Here is a 16576-nt window from a genome sequence, read left to right on the forward strand (position 1 = left end):
TCAGGTTGGTGAAAACAGATGTACGCAAGTGAAGTAATTGATGAAGTTGTATCGCGAAGCGACATAGTGGATATTATTTCCGGATATATCAAACTGAAGAAAAACGGCAGTTCGTATGTCGGGCTGTGTCCGTTCCATAATGAAAAATCTCCGTCTTTTTCCGTATCACCGGGAAAGCAGCTGTATCACTGTTTCGGCTGCGGGGTGGGCGGCAATGTCATTACATTTGTTATGGAATACGAAAATTATACGTTTCTTGAAGCTGTAAAATACTTAGCAGACAAAGCAGGCATGCAGCTTCCCGAAACGAGTTATTCGGAAGAAGAAAAGAAAAACAGGGACTTAAAGGCAAAGCTTTTAGAGATTAATAAAATAGCGGCAACGTATTATTACCATCAGCTTAAAGCTGAAAACGGTAAAATCGGACTGTCCTATCTTCAAAAAAGAGGGTTAAGCGATACTACGATAAACCGCTTCGGATTAGGATATGCCGGACAGACCGGCAATGCGCTATATCAGTATTTAAAAAGCAAAGGTTATGATGATGCGTTGTTAAAAGAAACAGGACTGTTTACATATGAGCGGGGAATCCATGACAAGTTCTGGAACCGCGTGATGTTTCCGATTATGGATATTAACAACAAGGTTATCGGTTTCGGCGGCCGTGTCATGGGTGATGCAAAACCGAAATATCTCAATTCACCGGAAACCAAATTATTTGATAAAAGCAGGAATTTATATGGGCTGAATGCGGCGCGCATATCCAGAAAGTCCAATATGATTATCTGTGAAGGATATATGGATGTGATTTCACTGCATCAGGCTGGCTTTACGCAGGCAGTGGCGTCCCTCGGAACAGCGCTGACGCCGGGACAGGCGGCACTTATGAAGCGGTATACGGATAATGTCCTGATTACCTATGACAGTGATGCGGCGGGTGTAAAGGCAGCGCTTAGGGCAATTCCGATATTAAAAGAAGCTGGGCTTACCACGAAGGTTATTAATATGCAGCCGTATAAAGACCCCGATGAATTTATCAAGGCACTGGGGGCGGAAGCGTTTCAGGAGCGGATAGACAAGGCGGAAAACAGTTTCATGTATGAAATCGGTGTTCTTGAGAAAGAATATGACAGAACTGACCCGGCAGAGTCTACGAAGTTTGAGCGGGAAGCGGCGGCAAAGCTGGTGACGTTCCGGGAAAAGCTGGAGCGGGAAAACTATATGCGTGCGGTCTGCGACCGTTTCCACATTGAATTGCAGGGCATGCGGGAGCTGGTCGCATCTCTTGGCAGTAAGGAAGGCATTTTAAGAAGAAATGATTATCCGGCGGCACCGGGACAGCAGCGTGCTGCGGCACCCAAGAAGAAAAAAGAAGACGGTGTCCGTCAGGCAGAGAAAATTCTGCTGACATGGATGATTGAAGATGCCGGAATTTTTGAAAAGGTGAAAGAATACATTTCACCGCAGGATTTTGTAAACCCGCTGTTTAAGGATGTGGCGGACAAGCTGTATGCACAGTATGAAAGCGGCAGTTTAAATCCCGCGGCAATTATCAGTACATACGATGCCGAGGAAACGCACAGTGAAGTTGCGGCGATGTTTAGCATGGAACTGGATAACCGGCTGAATCACAATGAGCGCGAAAAAGCACTTAATGATACCGTACTTAAGGTAAAAAACAACAGCATACAGTATCAGATTGACCAGGCGGCAGACCCTGCACAAATCCAGCAGCTTTATACAATGAAAAACAAATTATCAGCAATTCATATTACATTATAAGAGAATAGAAAGGTGACAATCATGGCTAAGAAAAATGAGAATATCGCAGAAGAAACAGTAAAAAAGACAACCAAAAAGGCAAAGACCGAAGGAGAAGCAGTAGAAAAAACAGAAGAAGAAATTGCTGCTGAAATCGCTGCGAAGTTTGATGAAAAATGTAAGGGACTGCTTCAGATTGCCAAAAAGAAGAAAAATGTACTTGATTATCAGGAAATTATGAATTATTTCCTCGATACCGATTTTGAAGCCGATAAGATGGAAAAAGTCTTTGAATTCCTTGAAAATAATAATGTCGATGTTAAGATGGCGGATGATGATACAGACGATGATGAAATTATTTTAGATGATGAAGATGATATTGATATTGAAAAAATTGATTTATCCGTACCGGATGGTGTAGGACTTGAAGACCCTGTCAGAATGTATTTAAAGGAAATCGGTAAAGTGCCGCTGTTAAGCGCAGAAGAAGAAATCGAATATGCAAAGCGCATGGAACAGGGTGATGAAGAAGCAAAGAAGCGTCTTGCCGAGGCAAACCTTCGTCTGGTAGTCAGCATTGCCAAAAGATATGTAGGTCGTGGCATGCTGTTTTTGGATTTAATTCAGGAAGGTAATTTAGGTTTAATTAAAGCGGTAGAAAAATTTGATTACCGCAAAGGTTATAAATTCAGTACGTATGCGACATGGTGGATTCGTCAGGCGATTACAAGAGCCATTGCAGACCAGGCAAGAACAATCCGTATCCCGGTGCATATGGTAGAAACGATTAACAAGCTGGTGCGTGTGTCCAGACAGTTATTACAGGAATTAGGCAGAGAGCCGTCCCCGGAAGAAATTGCAGAGGCAATGGATATTCCGGTAGAAAGAGTACGTGAAATCCAGAAGATTTCACAGGAACCGGTTTCACTTGAAACACCAATCGGTGAAGAAGAAGACAGCCATTTAGGAGATTTCATTCAGGATGATAACGTACCGGTTCCGGCAGAGGCAGCGGCTTCAACACTGTTAAAGGAACAGCTGGTAGAAGTCCTTGGAACGCTGACAGAAAGAGAACAGAAGGTGTTAAGGCTGCGTTTCGGCATGGATGACGGCAGAGCAAGAACCCTTGAAGAAGTCGGTAGAGAGTTTAATGTTACCAGAGAACGTATCCGTCAGATTGAGGCAAAGGCACTTAGAAAGTTAAGACATCCAAGCAGAAGCCGCAAATTGAAAGATTACTTAGACTAATATTAATATAGGAACAATTATGGAAGAACTGAATTTATCAGATAGACTGCGTCTGATTGCCGGTTTGATAAAAAAAGGAAGTAAAGTGGCAGATATCGGTACCGATCACGGATATCTGCCAATCTTTCTTGTAAAGAGTGGAATTACAGACCGTGTGATAGCAATGGACGTCAGGAAAGGACCTCTAAAAAAAGCAGAAGACAATACACGGGCATTTTGTGTGTTCGATCAGATTGAATTAAGACTTTCGGACGGACTGGCAGCACTTGAAAAGGGTGAGGCAGATACCGTTACCATTTCCGGCATGGGTGGAAGACTGATACAGTCGATTCTTACAAACGGTATGGAAAAGCTGGACAAATCAACACGGCTGATTGTATCGCCGCAGTCTGAACTGCGGGAATTCCGGATATTTTTAAAGGAAAAGGGATTTCTTGTTTTAGAAGAACATATGATGACAGAAGATGGTCAGTTTTATGTCATTATGGAATGTGTATACATGGGTGCGGATTATGCACCGCAGACGATCGAGGAAGCAAAGCTTCGGTACGGAGAATCGCTTTTGCGTGAAAAAAACGAGAGCCTGAAAGCATATTTATATAAAGAAAAGCGGATAGCAGAAGGAATTTACACACAGTTATCAGCACGAAACGGACAGGAAGCGGCAGTACAGGAGCGGTTAGGGCAGTTACGGAAGGATTTGGATTGCATTGATTTTGCATTAGAATATTATAATTTTGCGTAAAATACGCAGGATGGGAGAAAAAATATGGGTAAGACATTATTTGAACTGGCAAAGCAGGCACAGCCGGATTATCCGCATCAGATTATTCTGGCAAAGGTTGATGGAAAACTTCATGAATTAAAAGATATGGAAATTGAAAATGAAAAGGTAGAATATATTACAACGGCAGCTGCCGTTGGCAACGAAACCTATCGGAGAAGTGTAGTGCTTTTAATGCTGCATGCAATTTATCAGACGGCACCGGAACATTCAATTGATCGTGTGACAATTGAATATTCTATCAGCAAAGGCTTATATTGCAGTTTAAAGGCAGATTTTCAGGTTACAGAAGAGTTCCTTGCAAGGGTAAAGACAAAGATGCAGGAAATTGTTGCGGCAGATATTCCGATTACAAAGCGCATGATTCAGACGAGCGAAGCAGTAAAGCTGTTTGAAAAATACGGCATGGAGGATAAGACCAAGCTGTTTAAATACCGCAGAAGCTCTTATGTAAACATTTATAACCTGGACGGATTTGAAGATTATTTTTACGGATATATGGCACCATCTACCGGAATGTTAGGTGTTTTTGATTTGTTTGTGTATGATGAAGGCTTTGTATTACAGCTGCCGGTTAAGGAAGCACCGGAAATTGTACCGGAATTTGCACCGCAGCAAAAACTGTTTCAGGTATTAAAAGAATCAACCCAGTGGGCAAATATGCTGGGAATTGATACTGTGGGCGCATTAAATGAGCATATTACAAATAATGATATGAACTCATTAATTCTTGTACAGGAAGCTCTTCAGGAACAGAAAATTGTTGAAATTGTCAACTCTATTAAAAAAAGAAAAAGTACAAAATTTGTAATGATTGCAGGACCGTCATCTTCCGGAAAGACGACCTTTGCAAACCGCCTGTCCATTCAGCTTCGAGCAAACGGATACAAGCCGCATCCAATCAGTGTGGATAACTATTTTGTAGAGCGTGAGCAGACACCGCTTGACGAAGACGGCAATTATAACTTTGAAGACCTGCATGCGATTGACATCGAGTTGTTTAACCGGCACATGGAGCAGCTTCTGGAAGGAAAGCGTGTCTGTATGCCGACCTTTAACTTTAAGACGGGTAAAAAAGAATACGGAAATGATTATTTACAGCTTGGAGCGGAAGACATTCTTGTTATCGAAGGAATTCACTGCTTAAACGATGAAATGTCCTATATGCTCCCAAAAGAAAGTAAATATAAAATTTACATCAGTGCGCTGACACAGTTAAATGTGGATGAACATAACCGTGTGGCAACAACCGACGGCAGATTAATCCGCCGTCTGGTGCGTGACAGCAGAACCCGTGGTGCGAGTGCTGCACGTACTCTCGGCATGTGGGAATCTGTGCGCAAGGGCGAAGAAAAAAATATTTTCCCGTTTCAGGAGCATGCAGATGCGATGTTTAATTCGGCAATGCCGTATGAACTGTCCGTATTAAAGCCGTATGTAGAACCGCTGTTATTCTCAGTCGGAGAGGACGAACCGGAATATCAGGAAGCAAAGCGCCTGTTAAAGTTCCTTGCGTACTTCCTGCCGTATACCAGTGAAAACATACCGATTAATTCGATTGTAAGGGAATTTGTTGGCGGGGGATGTTTTAAGGTTTGAGTTTTATCAGGCCGCACCCTCACCGTCCGGTACTCCAGGTGAGGGTGTCGGGGGTGCTGTAAGCTGTGATTGTTCCGCTTAAATCGGTACGCAGGATTTGAATATCCTGTGCTTCCAAGCGGGAAAGTGTTTTTTGTGCGGGGTGTCCGTAATCGTTGTCTGCGCCGACACTGATAACGGCAAAAGCAGGGTGTACGGCACGTAGAAATTTTTCGGTGGAAGAAGATGCACTTCCGTGGTGGCTTACCATATAGACGTCCGCAGAAAGATCTAAATTCTCATTTAACATGGCGGATTCGCTTTTTGACTGGGCATCGCCAAGGATTAAAAAGCTGTGTGAAGAATCCGTCAGCCGGATACCGAGAGAGCGGTTGTTTTCTTCTTCATAGTCATAGCGGTCGGGGCAGACCACGGTAAAAGAGGCATTTCCTAAAATATAGGTGTCACCGACCTGTGGGTGTACCGGAGTGATATTCTGCTTTTTAAGACAATTTACATAGGACTGGTAAATTTTTGTATCAGCACTGTAATCCGGTGAAAGAACATTGCCAACGTCAAATTGATATAAAGCACCGATAATGCCGCTTACATGGTCGGCATCATAGTGTGAAATCAGTACATAGTCAAGTGCAGTAATACCCGCCTGCTGTAAGTAGCTGACTACAAAAGAGGAGTGGGAACGGTCACCGCCGTCAATCAGCATATAATGTCCGTCCGATTCCGCAAGCACACAGTTTCCCTGCCCGACATCTAAAAAGGTGACAGAAAGCGTTGTATTTTCGGGACGGCTTTCTGAATAGAAAAGTGCGGTGTCCTGTTTAGAAGAATTTGTAAATAAACCTTTCAGTGTATCCTGAAAAGAAGTCTTTACGGAAGCTGTCAGGTCAGGATTTAAAAGTCCGATATGACAGATAAAAACAATAATAAAAACGAAAAGCATCATAAAAGCAGAGAATTTTGTACGGATTCTCTGCTTGTTTTTACGTTGTCTGTGATACATATGAATCTCCATTCTCAAGCAGATTTACTGCAAATACGGTGGCTGCCGTCAGGAACGGTCCGGTCCGAAAAATGTATTCCGGTAAATGCCTGCTTCTTCAAATAACTTGTAAATGTAGTGACTGTCGCCGGAATCAATATGTTCTTTGACTGCAGTAAGAGAGTTGATATATTCCCCTAAAAGCTGCGAAATAGCCGTCGGATTTGCAGCACAAATCTGTTCCCACATTTCCGGAGAAGAAGCAGCGATCCGGGTGGTGTCCTTAAAACCGCCTGCGGCAAGCAGGTGCATGTAATCTTTATAGTCACCGGTGTCGGCATCTTTAACCAGCTTTGCCAGTGCGGCAGAGACAAGGTGCGGCACATGGCTGATGGCAGCAGCACAGTAATCATGTGTTGCCGGGTCCATGACAATTGGCACGGCCTTGATATCTTTTACAAGTTCGACATAAGCATCTAAATGTTCTTTTGAAGTGTGTGCAGACGGTGTGATAACGTATTTTGCACCACACAGCAAATCGGCATGGGCGCTTGTATAACCAGACTGTTCAGAGCCTGCCATCGGATGTCCGCCGATAAAATTATTTTCCAGACCGGCATTTTTAGCTGCAGTGTAAATGCTTTCTTTTACACTGCCTACATCGGTTAAAATGCAGGAAGACTTGATAAGTGGCTTTAACAGTTCAAAATATTTTGTAATCGTTACGACCGGCGTGCAGATAAAAATGATATCGCAGCCGGAAAACTGTTCATTTACGCAGTCCGTTACTTCATCCAATACACCGTCTTTTTGTGCCTGATAAAGGGGAGAAAGAGAACGGCTGGTAGCAATCATGTGGCACTGCGGGCGGTACGCACGGAGTGCCTTTGCAATCGAACCGCCAATTAATCCAAAACCTATAAAACCAATCTGTAAAATCTCCATACTAATCTCCATTTCTGAGCGACTATGTCGCAAAGATGCGATGAGAAATTCGCGCAGGCGATTTCTCATCTGTATTTTAATGTATAATAACACAAGTAACCTGTTAAAACAAAGTATCACAAAATTAAAAGTATAACTGTATACACTTTAACACTTCAACGTAAAAAATAAAATGCTTATTGACAATGTACTTGAAAAAATACAAAAAATGTAGTAAAATAAATCATAACATTTAGAACGTAAACAAATTAACAGGGGTGAGATACAAGGCGTGGTATTTTATACGCATTTGTGAATATTTCATGCCGGAATGGAGTGCATTATGAATAATTACAGAACAGGTGACATCAGAAATATTGCAGTCTTAGGAGGCAGTGGAAGCGGTAAGACAACACTGGTTGAGGCAGCAGCGTTTGCAGGGGAGAATAAGAACTATTTAGGAAGCATTGCGCAGGGCAATACGGTCAGTGATTACGACAGCGAGGAACGCAGCCGTGGATTTTCAATTCATTTATCGGTTGTTCCGGTGGAATGGAACGGTTATAAGATTAATTTCTTAGATGCACCGGGGGCATTGGATTTTGAAGGAGAACGCGAGTCTGCTACAAGTGCTGCAGATGCAGCGGTCATCGTGATTAATGCCCGCAAAGGCATTGATGCCGGAACATGTGCCGCATGGAAATTATGTGACCGTTATAAACTGCCGAGAGTGATTTTTGTAACAGGCATGGATGATGATACTGCCAGCTACAGAGAGATTGTGGAAGAACTCACAAAGCTGTACGGCGGAAAGATTGCGCCGTTTCATATGCCAATCCGCCAGGATCAGCGTCTGATTGGTTATGCGGATATTACCAAGATGAGCGCCAGAAAATTTACTGGTATCGGAAAATATGAAGATTTCGAGATTCCGGACTACTGTATGGAAAACCTCAATAAATTTAAAGGGATTTTAGATGAGGCAGTGGCTTCGGTTGACGAAGATAATATGGAAAAATATTTTTCGGGTGAAGAATTTACACAGCAGGAAAAGGACAGCGCCCTGCGTGCCGACTGTACGGACGGAAGCATTGTTCCGGTAACGATGGGTTCGGGACTGCATGTACATGGTGTCTATATGCTTTTAGATGTCATTACAAAATATTTTCCGTCACCGTTTTTTACAAAGACCGGTATTAATGTTTATGACAATGAGCTGTTTGACTGCATTTATGATGAAAAAGATTTTCTGGCGGCGCGGGTATTTAAGACGGTATCCGACCCATATCTTGGCAAGTATTCCTTTGTAAAGGTTTATTCCGGTACATTAAAAGCGGACAGCATGATTTTTAATCCGTCTTACGATATGGAAACAAAGATTGGCAGAATTTATAAGGTATGCGGAAAAGAATATACACCGGTGGACAGCATTGTGGCAGGCGATATCGGAGCCATTCCGAAGCTGAACGGATTTTCAACCGGAGATACCATTTCCACAAAGGTGAAGCCGATTAAGCTCGATACGATTGAATTTGCAGTGCCGTATACGGTAAAGCGTATTGTTGTTGATAACAAGCAGAATGAAGAAAAGCTTTCACAGGCACTGGCAAAGATTATGGAAGAAGACAGAACCGTGCTTTGTGAAAATGATACAGAAAACGGTCAGCGTCTGATAAAAGGAATCGGCGAACAGCAATTGGAGATTATTGTGGCAAGACTTGAAAATCAGTATAAGATTCCGCAGGTTCAGCTGACAGCGCCAAAGGTCGGTTATAAAGAAACGATTTGTGCGGAAGCGACAGCAAGATGCCGTTACAAAAAGCAGAGCGGTGGTCACGGACAGTTTGCGGAAGTGCAGATTACATTTTCACCGTCCGGCAACCGTGAAAAAGATTACGTATTTGAAACAGCCGTAGTCGGCGGCGCAGTTTCTAAAAATTATTTCCCGGCAGTGGAAAAGGGAATTGCAGAAAGTGTCAAGACAGGACTGCTTGCAGGGTATCCGGTGGTCGGCTTAAAGGCAGTGCTGACAGACGGCGCGGAGCATCCGGTGGATTCGAGTGAAAATGCATTTAAAATGGCAGCTGTCATGGCATATAAGGAAGCTTATTTAAAGGCATCACCGATTATCTTAGAGCCGATTGCACAGGTAAAAATCTTTGCACCGTCCGTTTATGCGGGAGACATTTCAAATGATTTAAAGACCCGCAGGGCAAGAGTACTTGGCATGATGCCGGCAGAAGACGGAACTTCTTATATAGAAGCTGATGTTCCGGTTGCCGAGCTGGAAGGCTATATGGCAAAGCTTCGCTCCATTACGGAAGGCTATGGTACATTTGCCTACGAATTTGCAAGATACGGACATGCGCCGCAGAATGTAGTGGAGAAGCTGTCCGCAGAATATCAGAAAAACAACGGATAAAAGTAGAATCGGTACTTGACAAAGCGGTTGAATATGATAAAATATTCCTGTTTCGTAGTAAATATTTGAATATATAAAGACTGTGAAAAGGAATAGTAGATTATCGCCGGAATTTTACAGAGAGCTGCCGGAAGGTGCAAGACAGCAGATTCGGATAATTGAACTCGCCTTGGAGTTTCTTTTCTGAAAGGATAAACAGATAGGAAAAGACGATTCATTTCCGTTACCAAATGACTGAGTGCATATGTAGGGCAGCTTACATATGAATTAGAGTGGTACCGCGATTGTAGCCCTTTCGTCTCTAAGTGAGATGAAAGGGCTTTTTATGTGTTTGAAAAAAGGAAGCAAAACAAGGAGGAAAATCCTCTGCTCCTGCTTAGGGCAGAAATGCGAGTAAACTCGCATACGATTTTGCTTCGCAAAACAAGGAGGATTAACAAAATGGCAACAACGTATAACCATAAGGCTGTTGAAAAGAAATGGCGTGGAAACTGGGAAGCACACCCAATTAATGTCAATGATGGCAAAAAACCGAAATATTACTGTCTGGATATGTTCCCGTATCCGTCAGGAAGCGGTCTTCATGTCGGTCACTGGAGAGGTTATGTAATCAGTGATGTATGGAGCAGATATAAGATGTTACACGGATACTATGTTATCCATCCAATGGGCTGGGATGCATTCGGTCTTCCGGCAGAAAACTATGCAATTAAGATGGGTGTTCATCCGAAAAAGTCTACGGCACAGAATGTAGCCAATATTAAAAGACAGATTCAGGAAATCGCCGCTGTTTATGACTGGGATATGGAAGTCAACACAACAGACCCGAATTTCTATAAGTGGACACAGTGGATTTTTGTAAAAATGTTTAAAGCAGGTCTTGCTTACGAAAAGGAAATGCCGATTAACTGGTGTCCGTCCTGCAAGACAGGTCTTTCAAATGAAGAAGTTGTAAACGGCTGCTGCGAACGCTGCGGTACAGAAGTAACCAAGAAGAACTTAAAGCAGTGGATGTTAAAGATTACAGCCTATGCAGACAGATTACTCGAAGACCTTGATAAGCTTGACTGGCCGGAAAAGGTTAAGAAGATGCAGTCTGACTGGATTGGACGTTCTTACGGTGCAGAGGTAGATTTTAAGGTAGACGGAACGGATAAGTCTATTACTGTTTATACTACAAGACCGGATACATTACACGGTGCAACCTTTATGGTACTGGCTCCGGAACATGCAATGGCAAGAGAACTGGCAACGGAAGAAACAAAGCAGGCAGTGGAAGATTACATTTACAGAGCTTCTACCCGTTCTAACATCGACAGAATGGCAGACAAGGAAAAGACCGGTGTATTTACAGGTTCTTATGCAATCAATCCTTTAAATGGAAAGAAAGTGCCAATCTGGCTGTCTGATTATGTACTGGCTGATTACGGTACAGGTGCGATTATGTGTGTACCGGCACATGATGACCGTGACTTTGAATTTGCAAAGAAATTTGATATTCCGATTATTCAGGTTATTGCAAAAGACGGAAAAGAAATCGAAAATATGACAGAGGCTTATACAGATGCTGTCGGAACAATGATTAATTCCGGTGACTGGAACGGTATGGAATCTTCTGTATTAAAGAAAGAAGCACCGGAAATGATTGAAAAAATGGGCTTCGGACGTAAAAAGAAGAACTACAAGTTACGTGACTGGGTATTCTCACGCCAGAGATACTGGGGCGAACCAATTCCGATTGTTCACTGCCCGGACTGCGGCTGTGTACCGGTTCCGGAAGACCAGCTTCCGTTACTGCTTCCAGAAGTAGAAAAGTATGAGCCGACCGGAACAGGTGAATCACCGCTTGCAGGAATTGAAGAATGGGTCAACACAACCTGCCCATGCTGCGGAAAGCCTGCTAAGAGAGAAACCAATACTATGCCACAGTGGGCTGGTTCTTCATGGTACTTCTTAAGATATGTGGATAATAAGAATGACAAAGAACTTGTAAGCAAGGAAAAGGCAGATAAGTATCTTCCGGTTGATATGTATATCGGCGGTGTGGAACATGCGGTACTGCACTTACTGTATTCAAGATTTTATACAAAATTCTTACATGATATCGGTGTGGTTGATTTTGATGAACCGTTCAAGAAGCTGTTCAATCAGGGTATGATTGGCAAGAACGGCGCAAAGATGAGTAAGTCCAAAGGAAACGTTGTATCACCGGATGATTTAGTAAGAGATTACGGCTGTGATTCATTAAGAATGTATGAACTGTTTGTCGGACCACCGGAACTGGATGCAGAATGGGATGACAGAGGAATTGACGGTGTACACAGATTCCTGTCAAGATTCTGGACACTTGTAGAAGATAACGCAGATAAGAATTTCAATGAAACAGATGAAATGGTGAAGTTAAGACATAAGATGGTTTATGACATTACAAACCGTCTGGAAAACTTCAGTCTGAACACAGTTGTCAGCGGTTTCATGGAATACACCAACAAGCTGGTTGACCTGACAAAGAAGCAGGGCGGCATTGATAAAGAAACAATGGAAACGATTGTTACGCTCTTATCTCCGTTTGCACCGCATGTTGCAGAAGAACTTTGGGAAGTATTAGGACATAACCAGAGCATTTTTGAAAGCACACAGTGGCCTTCATTTGATGAAGAAAAGATGAAGGATAACGAGATTGAAATGGCAGTTCAGGTAAATGGTAAAGTAAAGGCAAAGGTAACACTTTCTGTTGACGAAACCAAAGAATCTGCACTGGCTAAGGCAAAAGAAGCACTCGGTGATAAGCTTCCTGCAAATGTTGTAAAGGAAATTTACGTACCGGGTAAGATTATTAACATTGTCGGTAAGTAATTAAAAAGAAAATATTTTAAAATATAAGCTGCCCCACGGAATTCAGACCGTGGGACAGCTTATATTTATTAAATGTGTTATATTGCGTTGGAAATGCTGAAAGGAAAACGGTTATTTACGGTTTTCCAGTAAAAACTCCAGAAATCTGCGGGCAGCAGAATTAATTGGTGTGTGGTTGTTGGTGATTACGACAACATCACGATTAGGGAGTGGTTCTGTCAGCTCAATCGGAAAGACAAGTTCCTTTTCAATGGCTTCCAAAGCAAGCGATTTTGGATAAAAACCAATACCGAGATTATGGGTAATCATCGGAAGTACCTGGTCGGTCATGGCAGCTTCCATATCCGGCTCAAAAGGAAGGTCGTGTTCCATAAAGAAACGGCTGTAATGCGTGTGTGTGGAACTTCCCTCACAAAGTCCGATTAAAGGCATTTCGGAAATATCCTCCAAATAGTGAACCTGCTGTGCAAACTGCTTATATTTCGTGCCGCCCAGCAGTATTTCATCATAAGAAACCAGCTTTTCCTGATGCATGTGCTTATGTACCAGAACCGGTGTTGAAACAATCGCAAAGTCGATAATGTTATTTTCCAGTGCTTTTACTGCCTGCGGTGCGGAATAATTTAAAAGACGGATACGCACATGCGGATAGCGGGCGCAGAAATGTTCCAGTTCGGAAAGCAGTATCAGGCGCAGTGCATTTTCACTGGCACCGATTGAAATCAGACCGTTTTCTAAATCCCGGTTACGGATAATTGCTTCTTCACCAAGCGCAAGCTGTTCAAAAGCAATGGCAACGTGTTCATAAAGCTTGTGGCCTTCCGGTGTCAGCAGTACACCTTTATTGGAACGCAGAAAAAGCTTGCAGTCCAGTTCTGCTTCGAGATTGTTCATACAGCGCGTAATGTTGGGCTGGTTATTGCCCAAAGCAGCAGCGGCTTTGGTAAAACTTTTATACTGTGCAACGTAGTAAAAAATACGGTAATAATCGTAAGTAATCATGATACTCCTTTTTGTAAAACTGCCATGCAGCGGAAAATATTTAACAGATGCCGGGGCAAACGTATTACATAAGTATAACAAATAAATGCGGTTTTGGCTATGTCAAAAAGATATAATCAAGATATTAATAATACTTTTTACATTTTACAAATCTTTTTCTATAATACGGTTGTGTTAAGAAATAAGAAAAGAAATGGACAGCAGTGTGAAAAATCCATAAATTTAAGATTTTTTCACACGACAGATTTGTGACGCAGGCATCACAAATCTGTTTTTATCGCAGAATTGAATGAATTCAGTCCGCGATTCCTCCGGCATTAAAATGCCTGCGGAATGGAGAGCAGTATGTTATTTTCAAAGAAAACACCCGAAGAAAAAATGGAAAAGCTTGTGCATAGAAAGGCATGGGGTGAGCTTTCAGAGTATATGTTTAAGGATAAGGAACATAAAATCGCACTGGCTCAGGCACTGGGAACTTCCGAAACAGAGGAAGCCATTGATCTGTTGATGGAGCTGGTTGAAAGCAAAGACCAGGATATATTGGAGGCGGCATGCGAGTCCTTAAAGAAAGTGGGCGATGACCATAACACAACGGAGCTGCTGCGTATTTTGCAGACCATACCGGAAGAAAATGAGCCGTTGCGCAAAAAAATCAGTGAAACAATTCAGGCTTTACATAAGAGAGGATAATGATTTTAGCGGTTTGTGCATATGCTGATATATAACACAAAATATTTAAGACGTATAATATCATTAAGATAAGAAAATCAGGAGAAAAGAAAATGGGAAATTTAACACATGCAGCGGGAAGATTGGCTGTTAGCAAAGTGTCTGACGTCGTTTTAAAGAATCTGGATAAAGACAGAGAAAAGGAAATTGTAAAGCTTGTCGATTTCATGGAAAAATACATGGATGGAGAAAAGCTGGATATTAATTATGAGAAAGCAAGAACCATGATTACCGATAAAAACGGCGCGTTGAATCATTACATAAACAGGCTTCTGGATGAAGTCGACCCACATGTGCTAAAAACAATGGTTTTAAACCTTGGTTTTGAAGCATTTTTAAATGGTACAAAAACGATTCGTAAAATGCGTGAAAAGTACAAATGCAATGTACCATGGCTGATTTTAATGGATCCGACAAGTGCCTGCAACCTGCATTGTACGGGCTGCTGGGCGGCAGAATACGGAAACCGCCTGAATCTGACATTTGATGAAATGGATAACCTGATTTGTCAGGGTAAAGAAATGGGCATTTATTTTTACATGTTTACAGGCGGTGAGCCGCTTGTAAGAAAGGCAGATTTAATCCGCCTTGCAGAAAAGCATTATGACTGCGCATTTCTTTCATTTACAAACGGAACACTCGTAGATGAAACGTTCTGTGCGGATTTGAAAAGAGTCGGAAATCTTTATCTTGCAATCAGTCTGGAAGGATTTGCAGAGGTAAATGACCTACGCCGTGGAGAAGGTGTCTACGGAAAGGTTATGCACGCAATGGATTTATTAAAGCAGAACGGTCTTGTATTTGGTACTTCTATCTGTTATACATCTAAAAATATTGAAACAGTTACAAGCGATGAATTCGTTGATTTAATGATTGAAAAAGGTTGCCGTTATGCGCTGTATTTTCACTATATGCCGGTCGGAAACGATGCGTCTGTTGATCTGCTTCCGGCACCGGAGCAGAGAATTTACATGCGTTCCCGTGTCCGTGAAATCCGTAATATGACGACGGGAAAAGGACTGTTTACCATGGATTTCCAGAATGACGGTGAATTTGTGGGCGGCTGTATCGCAGGCGGAAGAAATTACTTCCATATTAATGCAAACGGTGATGCGGAGCCTTGTGTATTTATTCACTATTCAGGGTCCAATATCCGTAAAAATACGCTGCTTGAGATTTTAAAACAGCCGTTATTTATGGCATATTATAATAACCAGCCGTTTAATGAAAATCATCTGCGTCCGTGTCCGATGCTTGAAAATCCTGAAATTCTTCAACGGATTGTAAAGGAGAGTGGCGCAAAATCCACGGATTTACAGTCACCGGAATCTGCGGAGCATTTGTGTGAGAAGTGTAAGGCTTATGCTAAGAACTGGAAGCCGTGTGCCGACAAGCTCTGGGCAGAAACCAAAATGCCACAGCACAGCTATGAAAATTATAAAAAGTAATTTTAAACCGGAAAAATAAGAATATTTGAAAAAAACGGATATTGTACCGGACTCCAAAAGCCAGATTTAAAATCTGACGATTGGAGTCCGGTATTTTTATGGAACGGTTCTGCATTAATGACGTTCTTTTTCTTCTTCTTTAATAAACATGATTAAAAAGCTGATCAACAGCAAAAGGCAGGAAAACCAGATGGTGCGCATCCCAAAAAGGGCAATACAGTGTCCACCGACACCGGCTCCGACAGCAAACATCAGGATAATGCCAAGGTAGCAGGCGGATTTGTGCAAAACGTGTTTATCGCGCGTTCTGGCATAAACGCACAGAGATTCCATACAGCTTCGGAGATTGCCGATACACATGGTGCTGGCAAAGGCATATCCGTTGACCTTGCGGAATGTCTGAACCTGCATGGCGCATGAAAAGGATACTAAGGCATTGGCAAACAGATTCAGCCGTACCGGGAAAAATCCTACCGCAAAAAGCAGAATAATTTCGGATAAAACAACAAGCTGGCGCCAGTGCAGACGCTCAATCCGCTGATATTTCAGCCGTACCCATTCGGCGGCGGCAATTCCCAGTGCGAAAAAGAGCAGCGGAATCAGATAGTGTGCCGCCTGATACCAGTTTCTGTCAACAACACAGGCACTTAAAAGTACAATGTTGCCGGTCTGTGCATTGGCAAAAACTTTGCCGCGGAAGAGGTATGTATAGGCATCCTGCAAACCTCCGGATATAGATAAAAAGGCAGCCGTCAGAAAAGATTCTGACATTTGCCGGTGTGATAAGTGATTCATTTTAATCCCCATTTCCGAGCAATTTTATG

At 42.5% G+C, this 16576-nt stretch carries 12 protein-coding genes and 1 other annotated feature; of the genes, 8 read left to right on the forward strand and 4 right to left on the reverse strand.

All coding sequences use genetic code 11. The features are described from left to right. The first annotated feature begins 18 nt into the window (after positions 1 to 18). From dnaG to LI288_RS01305, 4 genes are read left to right on the forward strand one after another with little or no spacing between them, the layout of a single operon-like run. Positions 19 to 1782, forward strand: coding sequence for a DNA primase (gene dnaG, locus LI288_RS01290; protein ID WP_227089190.1), 1764 nt, complete (start codon positions 19 to 21; stop codon positions 1780 to 1782). A gap of 21 nt (positions 1783 to 1803) precedes the next feature. Then, entirely contained in the window at positions 1804 to 3009 is a 1206-nt protein-coding gene (gene rpoD / locus LI288_RS01295; protein WP_022433499.1) for an RNA polymerase sigma factor RpoD, read from the forward strand. Between the two features lie 19 nt (positions 3010 to 3028). After that, positions 3029 to 3754: a class I SAM-dependent methyltransferase gene (locus LI288_RS01300; protein WP_022433498.1), complete on the forward strand. Its 726-nt coding sequence runs from the start codon at positions 3029 to 3031 to the stop codon at positions 3752 to 3754. A 24-nt stretch (positions 3755 to 3778) separates the two neighbouring features. Then, the gene (locus LI288_RS01305; RefSeq protein WP_022433497.1) at positions 3779 to 5392 is read left to right on the forward strand and encodes a nucleoside kinase; all 1614 of its coding nucleotides are present in this window, start codon (positions 3779 to 3781) and stop codon (positions 5390 to 5392) included. Between the two features lie 19 nt (positions 5393 to 5411). On the opposite strand, the gene LI288_RS01310 is transcribed toward LI288_RS01305, so the two are convergent. Together LI288_RS01310 and LI288_RS01315 are read right to left on the reverse strand one after the other, a co-directional pair. Further along, on the reverse strand, positions 5412 to 6392 hold the full coding sequence (locus LI288_RS01310; RefSeq protein ID WP_022433496.1) for a ComEC/Rec2 family competence protein: 981 nt from the start codon (positions 6390 to 6392) through the stop codon (positions 5412 to 5414). A gap of 48 nt (positions 6393 to 6440) precedes the next feature. Next, a complete protein-coding gene (locus tag LI288_RS01315) occupies positions 6441 to 7316 on the reverse strand; it encodes a prephenate dehydrogenase (protein WP_227089191.1) in 876 nt (291 codons plus the stop codon). A gap of 322 nt (positions 7317 to 7638) precedes the next feature. Here LI288_RS01315 and LI288_RS01320 point away from each other — a divergent pair, with 322 nt between their 5' ends. After that, on the forward strand, positions 7639 to 9717 hold the full coding sequence (locus LI288_RS01320) for an elongation factor G (RefSeq protein WP_022433494.1): 2079 nt from the start codon (positions 7639 to 7641) through the stop codon (positions 9715 to 9717). 73 nt (positions 9718 to 9790) lie between these two features. Next, positions 9791 to 10023, forward strand: a binding site (T-box leader). A gap of 135 nt (positions 10024 to 10158) precedes the next feature. Beyond that, positions 10159 to 12573, forward strand: a complete 2415-nt coding sequence (leuS, locus tag LI288_RS01325) for a leucine--tRNA ligase (RefSeq protein ID WP_022433493.1) — start codon at positions 10159 to 10161, stop codon at positions 12571 to 12573. Positions 12574 to 12684: 111 nt separating this feature from the next. On the opposite strand, the gene LI288_RS01330 is transcribed toward leuS, so the two are convergent. Further along, positions 12685 to 13575, reverse strand: coding sequence for a LysR family transcriptional regulator (locus LI288_RS01330; protein ID WP_022433492.1), 891 nt, complete (start codon positions 13573 to 13575; stop codon positions 12685 to 12687). A gap of 345 nt (positions 13576 to 13920) precedes the next feature. On the opposite strand from LI288_RS01330, the gene LI288_RS01335 reads away from it, so the two are divergent. Together LI288_RS01335 and LI288_RS01340 are read left to right on the forward strand one after the other, a co-directional pair. Further along, entirely contained in the window at positions 13921 to 14265 is a 345-nt protein-coding gene (locus LI288_RS01335) for a HEAT repeat domain-containing protein (protein ID WP_227089192.1), read from the forward strand. 92 nt (positions 14266 to 14357) lie between these two features. Beyond that, entirely contained in the window at positions 14358 to 15752 is a 1395-nt protein-coding gene (locus tag LI288_RS01340) for a radical SAM protein (RefSeq protein ID WP_227089193.1), read from the forward strand. A 114-nt stretch (positions 15753 to 15866) separates the two neighbouring features. On the opposite strand, the gene LI288_RS01345 is transcribed toward LI288_RS01340, so the two are convergent. Next, entirely contained in the window at positions 15867 to 16547 is a 681-nt protein-coding gene (locus tag LI288_RS01345) for a YoaK family protein (protein ID WP_022433489.1), read from the reverse strand. Between the last annotated feature and the right edge of the window lie 29 nt (positions 16548 to 16576).

It is taken from the genome of Lachnospira pectinoschiza, assembly GCF_020564355.1.
GTDB lineage: Bacteria > Bacillota > Clostridia > Lachnospirales > Lachnospiraceae > Lachnospira > Lachnospira intestinalis.